We start from the raw sequence: 23587 nt of genomic DNA, 5'->3' as shown, positions 1-23587 counted from the left end.
TGTCTGTCGTTCGACGGTAAGGAGAAATTTCATTGTCGTTTGACCTGTCCTGGATTATTCATTGGGCCTTTCTAAGCGTCGTCATCCTGTATGGAATAGGAATCATCCTTCCCTTCGCTTTCTACCGGAACGCCCATCTCCAGAATCTTGTGGCCCACGGGGCCGCGACGGCCGCGTCCGCCGCGGGCGTCGTATTGGGCCTCGCGGGGCTTTTCGCTCCATCGGCCGCGACCTTCTCGCTTCCCTCCAACCTGCCGCTGCTTGAATTTCAGATTCGCGTGGATCCTCTGGCATCCTTTTTTGTTCTGATCATTTCATTGGCCGGATTTTCGGTGTCGCAATTTGCGATGGGGTACGTGCGGGAGTTCGAGGGCCGTTGTTCCATCGGCGTCCTCGGAGGCCTCTACAATGCGTTCCTGCTTTCAATGACGCTCGTGGTTCTGGCCGACGACGGGTTTTTCTTTCTGATCGTCTGGGAGCTCATGTCGCTGGTCTCCTACTTCCTCGTCGTCACGGAGCATGAAAAACCCGAGACGCGCTACGCCGGATTTTTCTACCTGATCATGACCCATGTCGGAACGGCCTTCATCATCGTGACCTACCTCGTGTTCTACCAGCAGGCCGGAAGCTTCTCCTTCGAGGCTTTTCGACATCCGGCCGCGCCGCTTCCGGAGGGATTCCGAACGCTGGCCTTTGCGACGGCGCTGATCGGGTTCGGGACCAAGGCCGGGATCGTGCCGCTCCACGTCTGGCTGCCCTATGCCCATCCGGCCGCGCCGTCGCACGTCTCGGCCCTGATGTCCGGGGTCATGATCAAGACCGCGATCTACGGCCTGATTCGGGTCTATTTCGATTTCCTGGGCGGGAGCTTTCCATGGACGTGGGGATTCATCGTCCTGGCCATCGGGGCCGTCTCGGCCCTGCTCGGCGTGATGTACGCGTTGATGGAGCACGACCTGAAAAGTCTGCTGGCTTACCACAGCGTCGAAAACATCGGGATCATTCTCATGGGGATCGGCGCCGGGATGATTTTCCAGTCCTACGGCCTGTCCAATCTGGCGGCTCTCGGACTTCTGGCCGGACTCTATCATACGATCAATCACGCCATGTTCAAGGGACTTCTCTTCCTGGGCGCGGGGTCGACGCTGTATGCCACGCACACGCGCAACATGGAGGAATACGGGGGGCTGATCCGGAAAATGCCCTGGACCGCGTTTTTCTTCCTGGTGGGCGCCGTCTCGATTTCGGCGCTTCCTCCGAGCAACGGCTTCGTGAGCGAGTGGCTGACGTTCCAGAGCCTGTTCCTGAGCTTCCAGATTCCGGATGTCCTGATGAAGATCATGCTTCCGATCGGCGCGGCCATGCTGGCCCTGACCGGCGTGCTCGCATTGGCCTGCTTCGCCAAGGCATTCGGAATCTCGTTTCTGGCGATGCCGCGAAGCGCTCACGCGCGGGAGGCCCGGGAAGTGCCGTGGGCGATGCGCATCGGTATGGCGGAGATGGCGCTTTTTTGTGTGGCGCTGGGGCTGGCCCCGATGGGAGTGGTCCCGATGATCGACCGGGTCACGGCGCCGTACACCGGGGCGTCGATCGCGGGACGCGTCCTTTCCGTAAGCGGGCTGGCGCTCATGCCCGGGATGGGGATCGGGTTTGCCAGTATCTCGACGCCGGTGCTGGCGATCCTGCTGGTGATCCTGATTCCGGCGGGTCTGCTCGCCGCGGCGGCTCTGGGAGGAAGGCTTCGCAAACGCTACTCCCATACCTGGGGCTGCGGGATCAATCTGAAGCCGCGGATGGAGTATACCGCAACCGGGTTTTCACAACCGATCAAACAGGTCTTCAGCATGATCTATCGCCCGACGGTGAAGCTGGAAACGGAAATGTTGGAGGAATCGCACTACTTCGCCAAGCGGATGCGCTTTGAGACGCACATCGAGCCGGTGTTTCAGAAGGTCCTGTACGACCCCGTGGTTCGGATGTTGAACCGCATCGCGGACCGGCTACGCGTCGTGCAGGCCGGGAGCCTTCATCTGTATCTGACCTATATCTTTTTGACCCTGCTCATTCTCCTGCTGTGGGTGCGGTGACCGTCATGTTGGAAGCCGTTTTAATCATCGTTGTTCAAGCCGTCGTGATTCTTGCGGTCTCGCCGTTCCCGGTCGGGCTGATCCGGAAGGTGAAGGCCCATCTTCAGTGCCGTCGGGGCCCGAGCCTCCTGCAGCCCTACTATGATATGGCCAAACTGTTCCGCAAGGACGTGGTGGCCTCGACCCACACGTCCTGGATCTTTACCGCCACGCCGTACATTCTTTTTGCCTCCACGCTTGCGGCGGCCCTCCTCGTTCCGGTCTTTGTATCGCAGGTTCCGCTCAATTTCGCGGGGGATATCATCACCGTGGTCTATCTTCTCGCCATCGGAACCTTCTTTCTCATCCTCGCCGGGCTGGACGCCGGCTCCGCATTCGGGGGCATGGGCGGCAGCCGGGAGGCGATCGTGGCCGCGCTGACCGAGCCGGCGATGATTCTGTCCATCTTCGCGGTCGGTCTGACGGCCGGTTCCACCAACCTGAGCACGATCGTTCACAAGACGGCTCTTCTGCAGGGAGTCGTGACGGATCCTCCGCCGCATCTGATGGCCCTTGCGGCGCTGTTCATCGTGACCCTCGCCGAGACCGGGCGGGTTCCGGTGGACAATCCCGCGACGCACCTGGAGTTGACCATGATCCATGAGGCGATGATCTTAGAGTATTCGGGCCGGTATCTCGCCCTGGTCGAGTGGGCCTCCGCGATGAAGCTGCTGCTGTTTCTGACCCTGCTCAGCAACATCTTTGCCCCGTGGGGAATCGCGACGGAAGCGGCGCCGGTCTGGATGGGATTCGGGCTTGCGGTCTGGTGGGTCAAGATTTCCGTATTGGCCGCGCTCATCGGCGTCATTGAATCCATGTTCGCGAAGCTCCGGCTCTTTCGCGTGACGGATTTTCTGGGGCTGGCGTTTATTCTCTCGCTCCTGGCGATCATCTTCTTTTATATCTTGAGAGGCTGACGGCGTACGATGGCCATCCACCCCGATATTGGTTCCCAGCTTGTGAATTTCTGCTCCGCGCTGCTGTTGCTGACCTGTTTTGCGATCATCGCGCAGCGGCGCCTGTCCGCCTGCGTGGACCTGTTCGCGCTGCAGTCCGTTTTTCTGGCCGTGACGGCCGCCCTCGTCGCCTTCCTGACCGGGGCGTATCACATCTATGTCGCGGCCGCTCTGACGGTCGTCATCAAGGTGGTGGTCCTTCCGCGCATTCTGAAAGCCGTGATCGAGCGTCTGAACGTCAAACGGGAGCTGGAACTCAACATCAACATCCCCTCCTCGCTCCTCGTCTGCGGCGCGTTGGTCATTCTGGCGTTCTATATCACGCAGCCGATTATCAGTCTGGGCTTCCTCCTGACCCAGGATTCCCTGGCAATCGCTCTCGCCATTGTACTCATCGGTTTCTTTACGATGATCGCAAGGAAAAAAGCGGTGACCCAGGTGATCGGTTTCCTGGTGATCGAGAACGGGCTGTTTCTGGGGGCGACGGCGGCGGCTTACGGGATGCCGTTGATCGTGGAACTCGGGGTGTTCTTCGACGTCCTCGTGGCCGGACTGATCGTCGGGATCTACACCCACCGGCTTCAGGACACCTTCGACAGCGTGGACACCACCAAGCTCACGGCGTTAAAGGAGTAATCATGGATCCGGCCCTGATCGGGATGATCGCCGCCCCGTTGTTCTCCGCTCTGTTGAGCTTGGCCACGAAAAGTCGGAGGTCCATGGAGCGGCTTCAACTGGGTCATGCCGTGGTGTTGTGGGCCGCCATGGCCGCGGTCGTCGCCGGCGTCGCTGCGGGTGACGATGTGTCGTTCGGATCCCTTCTGCGCGCCGATGCCCTGAGCGCATTTATGGATCTCATGCTCGCCTTCGTGGGAGGAACGGCGCTGTTCTATGCCGTCGGCTACATGGGAGAAAAACTCTCGCGCGGGGAGGTGGAGTTTCTGCGCTACCGGCGCTTCTTTGTCTATTTCGATCTGTTTTTGTTCGCGATGGTGCTCGCGGTCAATCTCGATAATATCGCCCTGATGTGGATCGCTATCGAGGGTTCGACCCTCTCGGCCGCTCTCCTGATCAACTTCGAGAGAACCAAAACGGCGTTGGAGGCGGGCTGGAAATACATCATCCTCAGTTTCGTCGGAATCGCGCTGGCCCTGTTCGGCACCGTCCTGGTCTATTATGCCTCGGAACATGTTCTGGGGGTCCGAATGGAGGCTCTGCAGTGGAGCGCGTTGCACCGCGTCGCATCGGACCTGAACCCGACCGCGCTGGAGCTGGCCTTCATTTTTATCGTGATCGGATACGGCACCAAGGCCGGAATTGCGCCCATGCATGCCTGGCTGCCGGATGCGCACGCCGAGGCGCCCACGCCGATCAGCGCCGTCTTGTCCGGTCTCATGCTCAACCTGGGGCTCTACGCCGTGCTCCGGCTCAAAACCATTGTCGACCCGGCCGTCGGGTCGGAATTCGCGGGATCCATCATGGTGGGGTTGGGACTGTTGTCCATGACGATCGCCGCGACCTTCATGCTGATCCAGCGCGATTACAAGCGGTTCTTCGCCTATTCCAGCATCGAGCACGTCGGGATCGTCCTGGTGGGTTTCGGGGTCGGAGGGGCGGCCGGCGTTTTCGGAGGTTTGTTTCACATGATCAATCATGCGCTGGCCAAGTCCACGGCATTTTACGCCGCCGGCCGTGTGCTGCTTCGATATGGACACAAGAACATCGAGGGCGTCACCGGTCTTTTACGGCAGATGCCGCTGGTCGGCGGAGCGATGCTTCTGGCCGCGCTGGCGCTGGCCGGGATGCCGCCGTTCGGCCTGTTCATCAGCGAGTTTCTGATCGCCGCCGGCGCTTATGACGAACGACCGTGGGTCGCGTATCTCTTCCTGGGTCTTCTCGCCGTGGCATTTGCCGCACTCGTGTATCAGGTCTTTCGGATGGTCCTCGGTGAACCGAAGGAGACGGGTCGTCCAATGACGCCGGGCGGCGGCCGTTTGACCGCCGCCGCGCTCGCGGCCCATCTCGTGGCGATGGGTTATATCGGAATGCATATGCCGGGATTTCTCCGGGCGCTCTTCATTCCGATGTCGCACATTTTCCATGCCGTGGCGGAGATCCCATGAGCGCGGTCGCGCTTCTTTTGATCGCCCCGCTGGCCGCCGGATTCGCCAGTCTCGGCGCCCGGCGCCCCCGGATTTTGCACGGCATCAACCTGACGGTGATGCTGATCCTGATCGGGGCCGAGGCCGTGCTCATCCGGCGGGTCCTCCGCGAGGGGAATTTCACGCTTTTTAACGGCTTGATGGCGGTCGACGCGCTCTCGGGCTTCATTCTCTTCGTGATCACCGTCATCGGGTTTTCATCCGCCCTGTATACCCGGACGTATTTCGAGCACTACCGGAAGGAAGGGATCGTGACCCCGGCCCGGATGAGCCGATACTTCTTTCTGTTTCACCTGTTCGTGTTTGCCATGAATCTGGCCGTCCTGGCCAACAGTCTCGGGATTCTTTGGGTGGCGATCGAGGGAACGACCCTGGCGACGACGTTCCTGATCAACTTTTTCAAACGAAAGACCTCGCTCGAAGCCGGATGGAAGTATCTCATTCTATGCTCGGTGGGGATCGCCCTCGCGCTGTTTGGAACGGTGCTGATGTACATGTCCTCCGTCCGGGCCTTGGGGGAGGGCCATGCCACGTTGAACATCACCGAGCTGATGCGGGTTGCGGCGCAGCTGGACCCGCATGCGGTGAAGCTGGCCTTCGTGTTCATCCTCGTGGGCTACGGCACCAAAGTCGGCCTGGTCCCGATGCACACCTGGGTTCCGGAGGCCTATAGCGAGGCGCCGGCCCCGGTGGTCGCCATGCTGGCGGGTGTTCTGGAAACGGTGGCGGTCTACGCCGTTCTTCGGTGCAAGATGGTGGTGGACGCGACGGTCTCGCCGGGGTATGCGGGTAATTTTCTGTTGGCGCTCGGATTTCTTTCTTTCGTCACGGCCGCGCTGTTCATGCTGGTGCAGCGGGATTACAAGCGCTTGTTCGCGTATTCGAGCATCGAGCACATGGGCATCGCGATGGTCGGGTTCGGCGCGGGCGGGTTTCTCGGCACGTTCGGCGGCCTCTTCCATCTTTTAAACCACGCTCTCGCCAAGTCCCTGGCCTTTTTCGCGGCCGGCCGTCTTTTCATCCGGTTCGAAACCCGCGAGATCGCCTCGGTGCGGGGCGTCTTCAAGGTCCAGCCGCTGACGGCCGCGGCCCTCCTTGCGGCGTCGCTGGCGCTGGTGGGGATGCCGCCGCTATCGATGTTTGTGAGCGAGTTCTCGGTCGCGGCTGCCCTGGCGACGCAGGCCTACGGCGCCGACACGATTCATATCGGACATTTTTTGACGATCACCGTTGCCGATGAGGTTCGGGATCTGGGACTGGTCTTCTTTTTCATGATCGTCGCGGTGGTCGTGTTCGGAGGGCTTATGTTTCGCGTGATGAAGATGGTCTGGGGAGATCCGCCTTCCGGAATCGGGACGGGAGAAACTTGGGGGTGGGGGCATCTGTCCCTCGTCCTCAACATCGGGGCGCTGCTGATTCTGGGGTTTCTGATGCCGGAGCCTCTGAAACGGCTGATGAGCCTGGCCGTGGCGACAATTTCAACGGAGTGATCCATGATGAAGCGGGATGAAGCGATCGAATCCATAACAAAATCTTTTGGATCCAAGATTATTGGAGTGGACCATAGCCGTGAGATCCCGGTTCTGACGGCGGCCAAACAGGACATTCCGGCGATCGCCTTCCACATTCACGGCGCCCCCGATTTGCGGGGCACGCTTTCTTTGCAATGGGCCGTGGATTTGAGACCCCGGCAGGCCGCGTACCGCATCTATTACCTGTTTGCATTGGACGGGGGGCCGTGGCTGATTCTTCAGACGGAGCTTTCCGGAGAAGACCGTCTGTTCCCCTCGATCACGCCCCGCATTCACGCGGCGAAGTGGTACGAACGGGAAATCCGGGACATGTTCGGCCTGATCGCGGAAGGGCATCCGGATCTCCGGCGTCTGGTCCGGCACGAGCATTGGCCGAAAGGAACGCACCCCTTAAAAAAAGATTTTCCCTGGAATCATGTCATGGGTCGTCAAGTGGGAGAATACCGTTTCCGGCAGATCGAAGGGGAGGGCGTGTTTGAAGTGCCGGTCGGGCCGATTCATGCCGGGATCATCGAGCCGGGGCATTTCCGGTTTTCGGTGGCCGGCGAGCCGATCATGCAGTTGGAGGTCCGGCACTTTTGGAAACATCGGGGCGTTGAAAAACTTTTCGAGAACCTCATGTGGTCGGAAGGCGTTGCGCTTTCGGAGCGGGTTTCGGGCGACACGTCGTTCGGGCACGGCCTCTGTTACTGTCAGGCGGTTGAGGCGCTTTCTGGAGTTCAGGTCCCTGCGCGGGCGGAGTATCTCCGGACCCTTTTCCTTGAGCTGGAGCGGCTGCACAATCATATCGGCGACGTCGGCGCGATCTGCAACGACGCGGCCTATGCGCTGGCCCTGGCCCACTGCGGCCGGATGAAGGAGCGGATCATGCAGCTCAACGATCGTCTCACCGGCAGCCGCTTTCTGCGCGGGGTGAACGTCATCGGGGGGACCGCCGTGGACCTATCGGGCGACGGCGCAAAGAGGATCGAACACGCGGTGGAAGAGATTCAGGAGGATTTTTCCGACCTGTCACGGATACTCTTTCATAACGCATCGCTCACCGACCGCCTGGAGACGACGGGGATCCTCAAAGAGCGCACCGCAAGGGATCACGGCGTGATGGGTCTGGTCGGCCGCGCCGCGGGCATCGACCGGGACGTCCGACGGGACCGGCCCTTCGCGGCCTACGGCCGCCTTGCCTTCAAGGTTCCGATTTACCGTTACGGCGATGTCCGGGCCCGTCTGCGGGTGCGAATCGACGAGGTGCAAGAGACGATCGCTTTGATTCGGCAGGCGCTTGAGAACCTGCCGGCCGGGCCGACTTCCGCTGCGATGCCGCCGGCGCCGCGTCCCGGCGACTGGGCCCTCTCGGCCGTGGAAGGATGGCGGGGCGAGATTCTTTATTTCGTGATGGCCGGCGAGGAGGGGAAGATCCACCGATGCAAGGTGCGGGACCCTTCGTTTGTGATCTGGCCGGCGATTCAGTTTGCCGTGCTGGGGAATATTATCCCGGATTTTCCGCTGATCAATAAAAGTTTTGATCTTTCCTATGCCGGAAACGATTTATAAAACGAAAGGGCGAGAGGAGGACCAACCGTGTTCAGGATCATCCGGAAAAGCTTGAAGACCGGGAAGGTGACCGGACGGTACCCGGCGCCGACCCAACCCGGGCCGGACGTCTCGGATGCGGTTCGCCGGAAGGCCTCGGCGTTCGGCCGGTCGCTCACGATTCGGGAGGTGGACACCGGCTCCTGCAACGGCTGCGAGATGGAGATGAACGCGCTGATGAACCCCGTTTACGACGCGGAACGGTTCGGCATCCATATCGCGGCCTCTCCCCGCCATGCGGACGCGCTCGTGGTCACCGGTCCCGTCACGGCGAATATGGAGAAAGCTCTGAAAGACGTTCATGCCGCGACGCCGGATCCGAAATTGGTGATCGCGCTGGGCGACTGCGCCTGCGATTGCGGGATGTTCAAGGGGAGTTATGCCGTGACCGGTCCGGTCGAGCGGCACATTCCGGTGGACGTCAAGATTTCGGGCTGCCCGCCGCGCCCGTCCGAAATCCTCGATGCGCTGCGGAAGGTTCAGGGTCGTCAATCGTAACGGGTTTTCCCCTCTCAATAAACTGACCGCGAGAGATGCGAGTCGGAAGGAAAAGAGGATCTACCAATCCTATGAAGAAGAAAATGCGGAAGTTTAAGAGTGAAGCCCCTGTGTCGGCCCGAATCCCTCCGATTATTTAAGGCATCCACATCGGGGAGCCTCTACCGGCCATCGGCTAATCTCGCTGTTGACAAATATAAGTGTATGGGAATATACAGAAGGGAAGATTCAATTTCATGGTTTTCTGATTGACGGGGGATGGCATGCGTAAGAAAACCCTGCTGAGCTGGAGCAGCGGGAAGGACAGCGCCTGGACGCTGCATCTGCTCCGGCAGCGGAACGACATCGAAGTGGTCGGATTGTTCACGACGGTTAATGCCGAGTTCCGGCGCGTGGCGATGCATGCGGTTCGTCTGGAGCTGCTCGAACGCCAGGCGGAGGCGGTCGGGCTTCCGCTTGAGACTTTGAACATTCCCCATCCCTGCAGCAATCTCCAGTACGAATCGGTGATGAAGGCGTTTGTCGACGCATCGCGCGGAAGAGGAATACGCTGCATGGCCTTCGGAGACCTCTTCCTTCAGGACATCCGGGCCTACCGGGAGGAAAAATTGAAGGAGACCGGCATCACGCCGCTTTTCCCGCTTTGGGAAATTCCGACCGACCGCCTGGCCCGGCAGATGATCTTGGAAGGCCTGCGCGCCTACGTCACCTGCGTCGATCCGAAAAAACTTCCGGCCCGTTTCGCGGGACGGGAATTCGGATCGGCGTTCCTGGACGAGCTTCCGGAATCGATCGACCCCTGCGGCGAGTACGGCGAGTTTCACACCTTTGCCGTGGACGGGCCGATGTTTCGAACCCCGATCGGGATTCGCGTCGGCGAGGTCGTCGAACGCGACGGGTTTGTTTTTGCCGACCTTCGGCCGCAAGAGGCATAAAAGGAATCGAGTGAAGAGTACGGGCATGAATAAAAACAATCCGTCGTCCCATGATCCCCGCCTGGCCCGAGCCCTGATTCTGGATGAGTTGTTCGACCTGACGCTTTACAAATCGCTGCGCGGGATTTCGGGCCCCGATTTACAGACGATGCTGGACGAGTTGATCTCGATCGAAACCCAGCACTTCGCCTTCTGGCAGCGCTTTTTCGATACGACGGTGTCCGGCCTCGATTTCCCGCGCCGGTTCAGACTCGGGCTGATCGTCCTGACCTGCCGGTTGTTCGGCGCGACCGCGGTCCACCTGGTTCTCGAAGCGATCGAGGTGTACGGCGTCCGCAAGTATCTTTCAATTTGGGAAAGATACAAGGACGGGCCGCTGGGCGTCGCGGTGAAAGGAATTCTGGAGGACGAATTCAAGCACGAGGACGAGATCGTCGGCCGGATGGCGGAGCGGAAGATCAACCCGGAGCGCATCCGCAACATCTTCCTCGGATTCAACGACGGGCTGGTCGAGATTCTCGGGGCGGTGAGCGGGTTCTTCGCGGCCCTGGGAGCGGCGTCGCTGGTGCTGATCGCCGGGCTGACCACCGCCGCGGCCGGTTCGTTGTCCATGGCGGCGGGGGCCTATGTCGCGGCCAGTTCCGAGAACGAGATGCGGAGAACGGAACGGGGCCGGAAACGGTTCCTCGGCGAGGACGCGGGGCCGTCCGGGACGGAAGAACCCGCGTTCTCCTCGGCCCTCATCGTCGGTGCGGGTTATTTCGTCGGCGCGGCCGTTCCGATCCTTCCTGTCCTGTTCGGTGCGAAGACCGCCCTGATTTCGATCTTCACCGGGGGCGTTACGGTCATTCTGGTCTCGATGCTCCTCGCGTTCCTGTCCGGCATGAATATCCGAAAACGCATCCTGATGAATCTGGTCATCATCGCGGCCGCCGTTGGAATCACCTACGGGATCGGGATGATCGTACGGACCCTTTTTGGCATCGCGGTGTAAAACCCGAGTCCGCCGCCTTCGCGTGATCATGGCCGTCCGCCATCTGGTATACTATAATTCATACCTATGCTCGAAAGATTCCTCAGCCGCAAGTCCAAAACCTTTGTGACGACCCTGGGCGTGTCGACCATCCTTTTGGTGGGCGTGATCGACTATACCACGGGGACGGAAATCTCCCTTACCGTTTTTTACATCCTGCCCGTATTGGCGGTGGCCTGGTACGCGGGGCGAAGATCGGGAATCGTGACCTCGTGTTTCGGCACGGTCGCCTGGCTGGCCGCGGATACGGTCGGTCCGCATCTCTACTCCTATACGGTGATACAATACTGGAACGCCGCGACGAGGCTGATGATATTCCTTGTGGTGACGTTTCTGGTCTCCCGGGTGCGGGAAACCTTGGAGCGTGAGAAGCAACTCGCCCGGATCGATGATCTGACGAATGCGGCCAACGGTCGATATTTTCATGAGATCTTGGAAGCGGAGCGCCGCCGGGCCGAGCGCTACAACCGTCCCTTTACCGTGGCCTACATGGATATTGACAATTTCAAGACCGTCAACGACTGCCGCGGCCACCGCACCGGGGACGATCTTCTTCGAACCGTGGTGCAGACCATCATTCGGAGCACCCGATCCACCGACGCCGTGGCCCGATTGGGGGGGGATGAGTTTGCCGTTCTCTTACCCGAGACCGGCGCCGAGGCGGCCACGATCGTGCTCCGACGGGTGCGGGACGCCCTCCTTGAAACATTTCAAAAGAATGAATGGCCCGTCACCCTGAGCATCGGCGTGATGACCTTTGTAAAAAGCCCGGTCAACGTCAACGATATTCTGGACCAGACCGACATCCTGATGTATTCCGTAAAGACCAAGGGGAAGAACGGGATTCGATATGCGGTCAAGGAAGAGGCGGTGACAAGCGGAGCGGGCGAACGCAAAAGACGGGAGCGCTGACGCGGGTTATCTCGCCGCCATGACGGGCGAAAATTTCTCTTCTTGTTCGGATCGACGGATGATCGAAGCGGCATCGGCGCCCCCCGGCATCCGGCAGGTCCCGTTGAACCGGCAACCTTCCTCGATGGAAAAAGCGGGCGCGACGATCTCGGCGTTCACGACGGCGCTCTTGAGGAGTTGTACTCTTTGACGGCCCGTAATTTTGCCTTCCACGTTTCCTCCGACGATCACGGTATCCCCTTCGATTTCGGATGAAACGGCCGCTCCTTCCCCCAACAACAGCACCCCTTTGGCTAAAATCTTCCCTTCCACCTTCCCGTCGATCCGGCCGGTTCCCTCAAAGCTGAGCGTCCCTTTGAACTCGATATTCTTGCCCATGTAAATCGTCATTTCCTCCGAATCTTTCTGAGTGCCGGTCCCGTTGCCGTTTCCAAACATCGCAGACCCTCCTTATCATGATGCGTAACAAGCTATGTTCAAGTATAGCCCACGCCCCGGAATTGTCAAAACCGCGCTCGGGCCGGGAACCGCCGACTATCTCGCCGATTTCATTGGTCAAGGCGGGACTTGGATGTCGATCGTTGAGAAAACAAGCTGACGGGGATCGGGTCGGCGTCGCGCCTCTTCCAATAGTGAACGGGAGTCCGGACGCAAAAGTTGCTCGAAACTGATCCGGCCGTTCGTGAAGACCGCCACAGGTTTACTCGGGTCCACAAAATGAGGGGGAAGCAGCAAACGGTACCGGGTTACATGCTCCGTTGTCACGAAGATCGTATTCCCGGAAACCCGGGCCTTGAGCCGGGCATAGGCGCCCTGTTGGAGCCGTCGTCCCTCCTCCGGATCATGTTCCGAACTCCAGAAGGAACCCGCTTTGGGGTCGATCTCATCGATCCGGACCCAAAAATCACGTCCGGCATGGTCGCGGTCCCGGACGACCGTCAGTTCCTTCGGTTCCGGGGTCCGGCGCTGGTTTTTGAGCCAGGTCAGGAGATCCGGAAGCTCTTCTTTGGGAAAATAATGTCCGCCGGCCATGGGATGAACGCGGTCGTGCTCCCGATAGGTGACGGGATAGCCGTTTCGCTTCAGATACGACGCCACGTCCCGGCTGTACTGGACCGGCATCACCTGGTCCTTCGAGCCGTGGATGATGTAGAGGGGCGTGTTTTTGGCGTTGTCGAGCAAGGGGAACAACGCCGCCGGAAATGCGCCGGCCATCGGGACCAGCGCGGCGAAGCGGTCCGGATGGTTCAGCCCGATCAGGAAGGTTCCGATGCCTCCGTTGGACATGCCCGTGAGATAAATCCGGTCGGGGTCCACATGATACGTTCGCGTGACCTCGGATAACACCGCGAGAACGAGGGCCTCTCCCCCACGGGTCCACCAGTCGGCTTCCTCCATGGTGGGGCAGGCCAGGACATAGTCTTCGCCCAGACGGGGCCGCCATCGGTCCAGGTAGGCGTCCCCGTCGAACCCGGCCCCGTGCAGGCAGAGGATCAGCGGATACGGCCGGGTGGGGTCGTAAGCGGACGGGACGTAAAGTCCGTAGCGCATCGATCGGCCGTCCACGCTTAGGGTCCGGCCGGGCTGCATGCCGGTGGGGACGGATTTTTGAAAGGAGGCCTCCAGAACATGATGGAGCGCCGCTTCCAGTTCGGCGACGGGCCGCTTGGAAAGGGCCGGCAAGAGTCGCTCCGCTTCCGTGTCATCGGCTTGGAGGAACGCCGACAGGCGTTGGAGGAGTTCGGGAGAGGGTTCGGACTCGTGATAACCCGGAGCGGTTCGGCAGGCGTTGAACATCGTCGATATCGATAGGAACAGGACCATTCCTAAAGTTTTCCATCGACGCATGCCCACCGTTAAGCCTCCGAGTGTGCCGGTTTCCCGCCCCGTCGTCATCTTACGTCGCGGCGCTCGAAAAGTCAAAAAAGCGATCGCGGCGGTGGGAATGCCAAATCCCGGCGCCCGGGCTCCTTCGGTTGACTTCGGCCGGCGGGTTTTGTAATGTGGCTAAACGGAAGAAAGCCTGAAGAGCGCGGCGGGAGGCGTTCCCAAGATGGATCGTTGGGCGAAGAATAACGGGACCAAGATCCGATGCGAATGGGCGGGGAAGGATCCCTTGATGATCGAATACCACGATCGGGAATGGGGCGTTCCCCTTCATGACGATCGTCGTCTTTTCGAGTTTCTGATTCTGGAAGGCGCCCAGGCCGGGTTGAGCTGGTCGACCATCTTAAAAAAGCGGGATCATTATCGCCGGGTGTTCGACGGATTCGATCCCGAAAAAATCGCGCGCTATGATCGAAAAAAGATGCGGGCGCTGTTGTCGGACCCCGGCATCGTGCGGAACCGCTTGAAGATCGATTCCGCCGTCGGCAATGCGAAAGCCCTTTTGGCGATCCGCGACGGGTTCGGGAGTTTCGACGCCTATATTTGGTCCTTCGTCGGGGGCGAACCCGTCCGGAACAAGCGCCGATCGCCGAGCGCGGTTGCTTCCCGGACGCAAGCCTCGGACGCGATGAGCCGGGATTTGAAGCGTCGCGGATTTCGTTTCGTCGGATCGACCATCTGCTACGCGTTCATGCAGGCCGTCGGCATGGTCAACGATCACACCCTCCGCTGCTTCCGGCATCCGGAGATCTTCTAGAGGGTCTTCCGGCCCGGTGCGTCGCCGCCGTTTGCATTTTCACCCCGGCTCCTATACTATAAAAATTATGGACAAACATGAACGGGCCAACTTTCGCCAGCGTCTATTGACGAAGCTCCGCGATTCCTTCGTTTACAACACCGAACCGATCTTCACGCTTTCCTCCGGAAGAAAGAGCCATTTCTACATCGACTGCAAAAAGGTCACGCTCGATTTCGAAGGCGCTTTCTTGGTCGGACAGCTGATCCTGGACGCGATTTCGAATCTGGAGGCGGACGCGATCGGAGGGATGACGCTGGGGGCCGATCCGATCGCCACGTCCGTTTCGATTTTGAGCTACGGGGAGCCGCATCCGATCCCGGCCTTCATCATCCGCAAGGAGCCCAAGCCCTTCGGCCGGCCGGACGGCCCCATGGCGTACATCGAGGGCCATCTTCCCGAGAACGCCCGCGTCGTGGTGGTGGACGATGTCCTCACCGGCGGTCGGGCCACCGAGCGGACGATCCATATCCTAAAAGAGGCCGGCTGCACCGTCATGAAGGTCATCGCGCTGGTCGATCGAAAGGAGGGCGGGCGTCAGCACCTGGAAGCCCTGGGCTATGCCGTCGAGAGCCTCTTTACGGTCGAGGATCTGCTGAAGGAATAGAGCGGGTCCCCGAGTTATCCATGGTCCAAAAAATACGCAAAAAGACCAAAAAAGGGCCCAAGGCCCCGCATGCGGTTCCGCTCGCGATCGTCCTGACGGCCCTTTACGGCATCCAGCGGGAAGGTCGTGATTTCCGTCGGCCGTTTGAAGATCCTGCGAAGGTCCGCGCCGCGCTGCGGCTGCAACTCGAACAGGAAATCATCCCGTCCGATCGCGTTCTATCTTTCAAAGAATACCGGGAATGGGGACTCAAAAACTCTCCCGGCCGGCTGGTCGAGATGTTTTCACGCACCGGATTCATTCCAATGGGGCCGGCGGGCGACGAAGAGGGCGTCGGATCACGGCCCCGGCTTGGAATTCTCCCGATCATCGCCGTCGTCAAAGGGATGCAGTTCGAGAGCTTCGGCGGGAGGCTCGGCGGGGAATGGTCGGAGGTGGCGGCGGTCGCCTTTCAGAACGGCGTCTATCCGGCTTTCAACCTCATTGCGGGATACGATCTTCTCCTGTATCGTCCTCCTCATCATGCGCGGGACATCAACCGTTCGGTCGCGGGACTCAACCAACTGACGGAAGAGGCCTTCCACCAGGCCGGACGTCCCTATCCCGGTCCGTTTGATTTTCTGCCCGACGAGGTTCTCTCCCGGATCCCCCTTGAGGAGCCTCTGGCCGGAGGGAGCTTCGGCCGATTCTGACGCCGCCGCTTGGTTTGTGTTAGAATAGAAAAGGGATCGATGGGTTCTTAAAAGAAGGAGTTTTTAAAGTGCCGACCGTACAGATTTACACGACACGATTTTGCGGATCCTGTGTCCGGGCCAAGCGCTTGCTCGACCAGGAAGGGATCGCCTACGAAGAGATCGACATCTCGGAGACGCCCGAGGTCCGGGAAGATCTGGTCGAAAAGACCGGAGAGTGGACCGTCCCGCAGATTTTCATCGATGGAAAATACATCGGCCAGGACGACGAGCTTTATGATCTGGTCCGAAGCGGCGGGTTAAAGTAGGGTGTCCGATGTCTCTTGAGGAAACGTTGCTCCGCTCAAAAACCGTGTATCACGGGAAATACGTCCGGGCCGAGGAGCGGATCGTCCGGCTGCCCGACGGACGGGAGGCGGTGCGGGAGATCGTCCGGCCGCCGGACGCGGTCGGGGTGCTTCCGATCGAGGCCGACGGAACGGTCCATCTCGTCCGGCAGTACCGGCAGGCGATCGGGCAGGTGATCCTCGAGATCCCGGCCGGGATCATCAACCCCGGCGAATCCAGGGAAGAGACGGGACGGCGGGAGTGCGAGGAGGAGACCGGCGTTCGGCCGGCGAAAATGGAATGGCTCTTCCGGTATTACCACTCGGTCGGGTTTTCGACCGGCAACATCGAGATCTATCTGGGGACGGAGCTGGCGAAGGATTCGTCCCTCCTTCCCGACGACGGCGAGTTTATCGAACGGGTGAGGATGCCCTTTGATGAATTTTACCGCCTGGCCGTGACCGGACAGATCGTGGACAGCAAGTCGATGCTGGCGGCGCTGTGGTATCAGCACCGTGTCAGGAAGGCTTGAAAAAGAGGTCACCCCGTCTGCGGACGGTCGAGGCGGAACGTATCCCGGACGCGGCAATAGTTGGACTGGCCCAAGCGGCCGATGGCGCGAAGACGCGCCGGGTCGACGCTGCCGTCACGCCAAAGCGCGTCATTCAGATGAATGTAAACGACCCGACCGATGACCAGGGCGTCTTTTGATTCCGGAAGCGGCATGACCTGCACGAGCCGGCATTCCAGGCTGATCGGGGACTCGCCGATTCGCGGGGGCTTGACCTTGACGCTGGGCTTCGCCGTGAGTCCGGCGACCTCGAACTTGTTCGTGCTCCGGGGATAGTTTCCCGCGGCCCGGTTCATTCCCTCCGCCAGATTCTCGTCCACCGCGTTCACCACGAATTCCCCCGAGTCCTCGATGTTTCGCAGCGTCCCTTTTTTTTCCTGGCCGCGCCGCGCGATCGAAATCGCCACCATCGGAGGATCGGTCGAGACCCCGTTGAAGAACGAGAACGGGGCGGCGTTCGGGAGTCCTTCGGTGTTCAGGGTCGAAATGAACGCGATCGGCCGCGGGACGATGATGCTGATCATCAGGTCGTAGGCCTGTGAGGGATTGAGCTGCTGCGGATCGATTTCCATACGGGTTTCGTATTATCTCACACCGCGCGGAGCATTTCCAGCACCACGCGGGCCGTCTGTTCGAACTCCCGGAGGAGCAGATGCTCCTTGACGGTATGGATCTCGCGCATGCCGGTTCCGAGATTGGCCACGTTCAGCCCGTGTCCGTTGAAGACGTTCGCGTCGCATCCGCCGCCGGTTTTCCGGCAGGCGATCGAGACGCCCAGCGTTGCCGCGGCCGCCTTGATCCATTGGACGACCGGCGCGTCATCGCCGAGGGTCATGCGCGGATAATCCCGCTCGATCTTTCCCTCCACCCGGGCCTGAATTTCCCGGCCGTCCTTCATCAGGCGGTGCGCGCGGGCGGCGGTCTCAAAACATTCCGCCATGTGCGACGACTGGGCGGCGAGCTTGGCTTCGTCGTGGCTTCGGGCCTCGCCGCGGATCACGACCCGGTCCGGAACGATGTTCACCGCGCTACCGCCTTCGATCAGGCCGAGGTTCGCGGTCGTTTCGGCATCGATCCGGCCCAGCCGCATCCGGGCGATCGCCTCGGCCGCGATCCGGATCGCGTTGAGCCCTTCCTCCGGGCAGACCCCGGCGTGCGCCGCGTGACCGTGCACCGTGAATTCGAGTTTATCCGCCGCCGGCCCGCGCGTGAAGAGCGAGTCGGCCGGACAACTGTCCAGGACCAGTCCATGGCGCGACCGGAGCGATCGGATATCCAAATGCTTGGCCCCGATCAGGCCGGCCTCTTCGCAGATCGTAAAGACCACTTCGACCGGCGGGTGGGGAATTTCCCGTTCGTTCAAGACCGTGAGGACTTCCAAAATGATCGCGATTCCGGATTTGTCGTCCGCGCCCAGGATCGTCGTGCCGTCGGTCCGGATCCGGTCCGGCTCGCGAATCGGTTTGATCCCGCGGCCCGGGACGACCGTGTCCATATGAGCCGACAACAGAACCGGTTCTCCGGTCCGGCCGCCCGGAAAACGGGCGATGATGTTTCCGGTCTCTCCGCCGACCTTGGACCCGGCGTCGTCGACGTAAACCTCGCTTCCCAGCGCTTTCAGTTCACGGACCAGGCGCTCCGCGATCTTCCCTTCTTCGCGGGAAAGGCTGTCGATCCGAACCAACTCGAGGAAGGCGGCGGACATCCGTTCCGCTCGAATCATGAGGCGCCCCCTTCGGGATTGTCCCGGACCATTCCCTGATCGCTTCGGACAAAGCCGAAACGCTCGTAGAAGGCCTGCTTGTCCCGCGTGTTCAACCAGAATTTCTGGACCCGGGACAGGACGGGATGGGATAAAATCGTCTTCATCAAAGTTTCCCCCACGCCACGGCCTTGAACGTCGGGATGAACGACCACATCCCAGAGCGTCGCGCGATAGATGCGGTCGGTCATAACCCGCGCGAACCCGATCAGCCGCGGGCCGTCCCAGGCCGAAAAAACATAATCCGTGTTCTCCAGCATCCGCTTGATGCCGTCAGGATCGCGGCCCTTCGCCCACGGGGCGTGATGATACAGGGCCTGAAGCTGTTTTACATCGACATCCTGTCCTTCCCTAATCAATATGGCCATGAATCGTTTCTCCAAACGCCATTCCGGAGAGGGCCAGGATCCCTCCCAGGATGCAAAGAAGGAAGCCGAAACCGCCCAGAAAAAACCACCGACGCACCCTCCGGGTCTCCTCCGCGGTCAGATAAACGTGGTACTGGACGGGGGAAATCCACCATCCGGACGGAAGCTGGCCCCGTGGATGGAGCAGCCGGTACAGGACGACGTGATAATAAAGCCCGGCGGGTATGCCCTCGATGATTCCGGCCGCCAGGACCAGCAAGCCCAACTCCGTCCACGTGGAGGCCGAGAAGCCGATGTTCATGATCCATCGGACGGCCAAGACGGCCGTCACGATCACCGCAACCAGCGACAGTTCGAACATGGATCATTTTCTCCCCGATTCGATCGATCCGTCAAGCCGTCCGAAAAGTTACCCCTTGACATATAGGGGCTAAAAGTTCATCATACTGAAAAATCATTTAAAGGGGGTGCAACGATGTCGTATCTTCCGCTTTGGTTGCTTCTCATTGTCGCGGTCGTCGTGCTCGTGACGGCCGGTGTGGTCACCAGCATGAGTGATGACTGATCGCGTTCGGCTTTCTTGTCCCATCCATCCTTCGTAGACCAACCTCTTCGCATTCCACCCCAAGTTCCATTGAGTTCCATTCTTCCGGGGTCCCGATATCAATGCAGCAGCGGCGAAAGCCTACGACCGTTGCGCCGCGCCGTAAGGCGGACCCCATTTTCCGTCATCCCGCCCGGGTCGGCGTAGGATCCGACTCCCTTTCGGGTATATCGATTCTCCGGCCACTATAGAATAAGCCATGCGCCATGTCAATGATGGTTTTGGTCAAGTTTCACCGGCAGTTGCGGCCCCCGGCGCGGGCGGAGTCCGATTGACAGCCTGCGCATCCAAAGATATACTTAAATCATGGCGAGGGCTAAAAGGCCGACTCCTATATCGTCACGATGGACGAGGTCCGTAGACACGTAAGACCCGGCTATATAAAAAGAGCCCACCTCATGTCCAAAAAAACCAGAAAGCCGTCCGATGCTCCCCGTGCGCGGACCCCGCGCGTCAAATCCGCTCCGAACGCGATCGATAAGCGCTTCCGGGAATCCGAGCAGTTCAACACGCAAATTATAGAGAATGTTCGGGAAGGCATCATCTTGTATGACCGTCAGCTCCGATACCTTGTCTGGAACCCCTATATGGAGGAACTGACCGGTTTGCGGGCGGAGGCGGTCTTGGGGAAACGTCCGAGGGATTTACCGTCCCTTTACCTGGAACAAGACGGCAAGCTTCTGATCGAAAAAAAGATCGCGGAAGGCATCGAGGCCTGCGTCGAAAAGGCGTTGACCGGCGAGACCTTTGCGTACATGGATATCCCCGTCTTCATCAAGAAAACGGGCGGGACGGGATGGACTTCGGCCCGATACGGTCCGTTCCGAAACGACCAGGGGGAGGTCATCGGCGTGATCGCCACCGTGCACGACACGACCGAAAGGATAAGAGCGGAGGAGGAACTCAGGAAGAGCGAAGAAGAGCTTCGGAAAATCCTGACCAACATCGAGGAAATTATTTACTCGGTCGGCATCAAGGAAGATCCCTTGGTGAGCACGATCCAATTTATGAGCCCCCGGACCGAGGATATCGTCGGATATCGGCCGGAAGAGTTTATCGAAGACGAGGGGCTCTGGTTCCGAATCCTCCACCCGGAAGATGTTCCGACCGTGACGGAATCGACGCGGAAAATCCTGGAGGATCGGTCGACCGGCATACGGGAGTATCGCCTCCGCCACAAGGAGACGGGGGAATACCGGTGGGTGGAAGACAAGGTCGTGCCCCAGGTCGGTGAAACGGGGAAAGTGGTCGGGTTTTTCGGCGTGGCCCGCGACATCACCGATCGGAAGCGCGTGGAAGATCGCTTGAAGTTTTCCCAGTTTTCGATCGACCGCGCCGGCGACGCCATCTATTGGCTGACACCGGACGCGCGCATTTTCAACGTCAACGAGTTGGCGAGCCGCTTTCTCGGCTATACAAGGGAAGAGCTCCTCACCATGTCCGTTTTCGATATTGATCCCGATTTTCCCCGCGAGAACTGGTCCCCGGTGTGGAGCGAACTCAAACGCCGCGGCTCCATCACCTTGGAAACCCGGCATCGTACAAAGTCGGGAAGGATTTTCCCCGTCGAAATCAACGCGAATTATCTGGAATTCGAAGGAAAGGAGTATAATTGCGCTTTTGCAAGAGACATTTCCGAACGAGTGCAGGCCGTGGCCGAACTGGAGAAATCCGTGTCCTTGCTCCGGGCGACGCTGGAATCGACGGCCGACGGGATATATGTCGTCGACCATGAAGGCCGGATCGTCAGTTTTAATCAAAAGTTTCTAAAGCTGTGGCGGATTCCGGAATCCGTGGTGGCGGCGGGCGATCATAAGCAGCCGCTGTCGTTTGTTCTGGATCAGTTGAAGGATCCCGACGCCTTTCTTAAAAAAGTGCGGTCATTGTACGATCAACCGGATTCGGAGAGCTTCGATCTGCTCGAATTCAAGGACGGGAGGATCTTCGAGCGCTATTCCCAGCCTCATTGGATCGGAGGAAAAAGCGTCGGACGGGTCTGGAGCTTTCGCGATGTTACCGATCGCCGACAGGCGGAGGAGGCGCTGTTCCAAAGCCAGAAAGGCCTTTCGGATGCGCAACGCATCGCCCATCTGGGCAACTGGGACTGGAATATTCAAACCAATGAATTGCAATGGTCGGATGAAATTAATCGCATCTTCGGCTTGTCTCCCCAGGAATTCGGCGCCACGTATGAGGCCTTCTTAAATACGGTTCATCCCGGGGATCGAGAGTTTGTCACAAAGTCGGTTGATGAAGCCTTGTGGAAGAAACGACCTTACAGCATCGATCACCGCATCGTCTTGCCGAGCGGCGCGGAGCGCATTGTTCATGAACAGGCCGAAGTGACTTTTGATCAGGCCGGCAAGCCGATTCGGATGATCGGTACGGTCCAAGACATCACGGAGCGCCGGAAGGCCGAAGAAGCGTTGCGCAAGAGCGAAGCTCAGAACCGCGCCCTCCTGAACGCGATGCCGGACATGATGTTCCGGATCAACCGGGAGGGAGTTTACTTGGATTTCATTCCCGCCAAGGGCCTGGAGCCCTTTGTCCCTCCCAATCAATTTTTAGGCAAGGAGGTTCGGGAAGTGCTGCCGCCCGATGTCGCCGAGCCGTTCATGCATTATACGCGGCAGGCGCTCGAAACCGGCGAGACGCAGGTCTTTGAATACCCGCTTCTGGTCAAAGGCGGCCGGCGGGACTACGAGGCCCGGATCGTGGTGAGCGGGACGAACGAAGTGCTGACGATCGTCCGCGACATCACCGAGCGCAAAACGCAGGCCGCCGCGCTGGAGTACCAGGCGCTGCACGACACCTTGACCGATCTGCCCAACCGCACGCTGGTTTTGGACCGCCTGCGGCAGGCGATTCATTCCGCCGATCGGGAGGGCCGGCCGCTGGCGCTGCTGCTCATGGACCTGGACCATTTCAAGGACGTCAACGACGCCCTGGGACATCATCACGGGGACCTTCTCTTGAAACAGGTGGGGCCGCGCGTCCTGAGCGTGCTTCGGGAGTCCGACACGGTCGCACGGCTGGGCGGGGATGAGTTTGCGGTGCTGCTGCCGGCGACGGACATCGACGGCGCCACCGTGGCCGCCCAGAAAATCCTGGAGGCGCTGGACCGGCCCTTCGTCGTGGAAGGGTTCTTTCTCGAAGTCGGGGCCAGCATCGGCATCGCCCTGTTCCCGGAACACGGGGATGACGTCGACAGGCTGATGCGGCGCGCGGACGTGGCCATGTACTCGGCGAAGCAGTCCTCGAGCGGTTTTGCCGTCTACGTCTCGGAACACGACCGGCACAGCCCGAGCCGCTTGGCCTTGATGGCCGAAATGCGCCATGCCGTCGAGCGCCGGGAATTCGTCCTCTATTATCAGCCGAAGATCGATCTGAAGACCCGGCAGACCACCGGCGTCGAGGCCTTGATCCGCTGGCGCCATCCGGAACGCGGCCTGATTCCTCCGGACGAGTTTATCACCCTCGCGGAGCACACCGGCTTTATCAAGCAGCTCACGTTGTGGGTCCTGGAAAACGCGCTCGGCCAATGGCGCGCGTGGCGCCGGAGCGGGATCGATCTCTCGGTCGCGGTCAATCTTTCGGCCCGAAGCCTTCAGGATCCGCAGCTGCCGGACCAGATCACAGGCCTTCTTCAAAGCTCCGGGGCCCTGCCGGCCGGGTTGGAACTGGAAATCACCGAGAGCGCGATCATGGCCGATCCGGCGCGCGCCATGGAGATCCTCACGCGGCTGCGGTCGAAGAACATCCGTTTTTCGATCGACGACTTCGGCGCCGGCTATTCCTCCCTGGGTTATCTGAAGAAACTGCCGGTCGACGAGGTCAAGGTGGACAAGTCGTTCGTCCTGGGCATGGCCGCGAACGCGGACGACGCGGTGATCGTGCGGTCGACGATCGATCTGGCGCACAACCTCGGTCTGAAGGTCGTGGCCGAAGGCGTGGAAAGCCGGGAGGTCCTGGAGCGGTTGGTGGAGATGGGCTGCGACGCGGCCCAGGGGTATTACATGAGCCGACCGATTCCGGCCGAGGAATTGGCCCGCTGGCTGACCGATTCGCCCTGGGGATTGAAGAAGGCCCGATCCCACTCAACAAAATAGATTCCTTAGCCCCATCCATTGACAAAGCGATCCCGCCGATAAGATAATAGTCGCAGGCATCCCATGAAAAACCTTCTGCGACTGTTCGCCTACATCAAGCCTTACCTTCGACGGATGGCG

General features: G+C 60.0%; 22 protein-coding genes. 16 read left to right on the top strand and 6 right to left on the bottom strand.

All coding sequences use genetic code 11. The annotated features are described in order from the left end of the window. Positions 1 to 32: 32 nt before the first annotated feature. From hyfB to VLY20_02770, 10 genes are all read left to right on the top strand, one after another. The gene (gene hyfB, locus VLY20_02815) at positions 33 to 2087 is read left to right on the top strand and encodes a hydrogenase 4 subunit B (protein HUK55569.1); all 2055 of its coding nucleotides are present in this window, start codon (positions 33 to 35) and stop codon (positions 2085 to 2087) included. 5 nt (positions 2088 to 2092) lie between these two features. Further along, on the top strand, positions 2093 to 3043 hold the full coding sequence (locus VLY20_02810; protein ID HUK55568.1) for an NADH-quinone oxidoreductase subunit H: 951 nt from the start codon (positions 2093 to 2095) through the stop codon (positions 3041 to 3043). 9 nt (positions 3044 to 3052) lie between these two features. Continuing rightward, positions 3053 to 3718: a hydrogenase gene (locus tag VLY20_02805; protein HUK55567.1), complete on the top strand. Its 666-nt coding sequence runs from the start codon at positions 3053 to 3055 to the stop codon at positions 3716 to 3718. A 2-nt stretch (positions 3719 to 3720) separates the two neighbouring features. After that, a complete protein-coding gene (locus VLY20_02800; protein ID HUK55566.1) occupies positions 3721 to 5205 on the top strand; it encodes a hydrogenase 4 subunit F in 1485 nt (494 codons plus the stop codon). Next, positions 5202 to 6734, top strand: a complete 1533-nt coding sequence (locus VLY20_02795) for a proton-conducting transporter membrane subunit (GenBank protein ID HUK55565.1) — start codon at positions 5202 to 5204, stop codon at positions 6732 to 6734. The genes VLY20_02800 and VLY20_02795 overlap by 4 nt, the downstream gene beginning before the upstream one ends. Positions 6735 to 6737: 3 nt before the next feature. Further along, positions 6738 to 8327, top strand: coding sequence for an NADH-quinone oxidoreductase subunit C (locus VLY20_02790; GenBank protein HUK55564.1), 1590 nt, complete (start codon positions 6738 to 6740; stop codon positions 8325 to 8327). Between the two features lie 27 nt (positions 8328 to 8354). Continuing rightward, positions 8355 to 8864 (top strand): NADH-quinone oxidoreductase subunit B family protein, encoded by a 510-nt coding sequence (locus VLY20_02785; protein HUK55563.1) that lies wholly within the window; start codon positions 8355 to 8357, stop codon positions 8862 to 8864. A 263-nt stretch (positions 8865 to 9127) separates the two neighbouring features. Next, positions 9128 to 9799, top strand: a complete 672-nt coding sequence (locus tag VLY20_02780; GenBank protein HUK55562.1) for an ATP-binding protein — start codon at positions 9128 to 9130, stop codon at positions 9797 to 9799. A 25-nt stretch (positions 9800 to 9824) separates the two neighbouring features. Then, complete coding sequence (locus VLY20_02775) at positions 9825 to 10793, top strand: VIT1/CCC1 transporter family protein (protein HUK55561.1); 969 nt, start codon at positions 9825 to 9827, stop codon at positions 10791 to 10793. Positions 10794 to 10859: 66 nt separating this feature from the next. Beyond that, entirely contained in the window at positions 10860 to 11744 is an 885-nt protein-coding gene (locus tag VLY20_02770) for a diguanylate cyclase (protein ID HUK55560.1), read from the top strand. A gap of 6 nt (positions 11745 to 11750) precedes the next feature. Here the strand turns inward: VLY20_02770 and VLY20_02765 are convergent, their stop codons facing one another. Continuing rightward, a complete protein-coding gene (locus tag VLY20_02765; protein HUK55559.1) occupies positions 11751 to 12182 on the bottom strand; it encodes a polymer-forming cytoskeletal protein in 432 nt (143 codons plus the stop codon). Between the two features lie 117 nt (positions 12183 to 12299). After that, complete coding sequence (locus VLY20_02760) at positions 12300 to 13592, bottom strand: prolyl oligopeptidase family serine peptidase (protein ID HUK55558.1); 1293 nt, start codon at positions 13590 to 13592, stop codon at positions 12300 to 12302. 205 nt (positions 13593 to 13797) lie between these two features. Here VLY20_02760 and VLY20_02755 point away from each other — a divergent pair, with 205 nt between their 5' ends. The 5 genes from VLY20_02755 (at position 13798) to VLY20_02735 (ending at position 16585) form a co-directional block, all read left to right on the top strand. Further along, positions 13798 to 14388: a DNA-3-methyladenine glycosylase I gene (locus VLY20_02755; protein HUK55557.1), complete on the top strand. Its 591-nt coding sequence runs from the start codon at positions 13798 to 13800 to the stop codon at positions 14386 to 14388. A 67-nt stretch (positions 14389 to 14455) separates the two neighbouring features. Next, the gene (gene pyrE, locus VLY20_02750) at positions 14456 to 15034 is read left to right on the top strand and encodes an orotate phosphoribosyltransferase (GenBank protein HUK55556.1); all 579 of its coding nucleotides are present in this window, start codon (positions 14456 to 14458) and stop codon (positions 15032 to 15034) included. Between the two features lie 20 nt (positions 15035 to 15054). Then, positions 15055 to 15726 carry a hypothetical protein gene (locus VLY20_02745; protein HUK55555.1) on the top strand — a complete coding sequence of 224 codons (672 nt, stop codon included), beginning with the start codon at positions 15055 to 15057 and terminating at the stop codon, positions 15724 to 15726. Between the two features lie 68 nt (positions 15727 to 15794). After that, on the top strand, positions 15795 to 16034 hold the full coding sequence (locus VLY20_02740; protein HUK55554.1) for a glutaredoxin domain-containing protein: 240 nt from the start codon (positions 15795 to 15797) through the stop codon (positions 16032 to 16034). An 8-nt stretch (positions 16035 to 16042) separates the two neighbouring features. Next, entirely contained in the window at positions 16043 to 16585 is a 543-nt protein-coding gene (locus VLY20_02735) for an NUDIX hydrolase (GenBank protein ID HUK55553.1), read from the top strand. A gap of 8 nt (positions 16586 to 16593) precedes the next feature. Here VLY20_02735 and VLY20_02730 read toward each other — a convergent pair whose 3' ends face one another. Genes VLY20_02730 through VLY20_02715 form a run of 4 tightly spaced genes read right to left on the bottom strand, consistent with a single transcriptional unit; the run spans position 16594 to position 19115 of the window. Further along, on the bottom strand, positions 16594 to 17196 hold the full coding sequence (locus tag VLY20_02730) for a flavin reductase family protein (GenBank protein HUK55552.1): 603 nt from the start codon (positions 17194 to 17196) through the stop codon (positions 16594 to 16596). A 17-nt stretch (positions 17197 to 17213) separates the two neighbouring features. Next, positions 17214 to 18347, bottom strand: a complete 1134-nt coding sequence (locus VLY20_02725) for a M20/M25/M40 family metallo-hydrolase (GenBank protein ID HUK55551.1) — start codon at positions 18345 to 18347, stop codon at positions 17214 to 17216. Further along, complete coding sequence (locus tag VLY20_02720; GenBank protein ID HUK55550.1) at positions 18344 to 18754, bottom strand: GNAT family N-acetyltransferase; 411 nt, start codon at positions 18752 to 18754, stop codon at positions 18344 to 18346. The genes VLY20_02725 and VLY20_02720 overlap by 4 nt, the downstream gene beginning before the upstream one ends. Continuing rightward, positions 18738 to 19115, bottom strand: a complete 378-nt coding sequence (locus VLY20_02715) for a hypothetical protein (protein HUK55549.1) — start codon at positions 19113 to 19115, stop codon at positions 18738 to 18740. The genes VLY20_02720 and VLY20_02715 overlap by 17 nt, the downstream gene beginning before the upstream one ends. A gap of 641 nt (positions 19116 to 19756) precedes the next feature. Between VLY20_02715 and VLY20_02710 the strand changes: the two genes are divergently transcribed. After that, entirely contained in the window at positions 19757 to 23467 is a 3711-nt protein-coding gene (locus VLY20_02710) for an EAL domain-containing protein (GenBank protein HUK55548.1), read from the top strand. The last annotated feature ends 120 nt before the right edge of the window (positions 23468 to 23587 follow it).

Source organism: Nitrospiria bacterium, assembly GCA_035517655.1.
GTDB lineage: Bacteria > Nitrospirota > Nitrospiria > JACQBZ01 > JACQBZ01 > JACQBZ01.
This window is presented reverse-complemented; position numbering and strand designations above follow the sequence as displayed.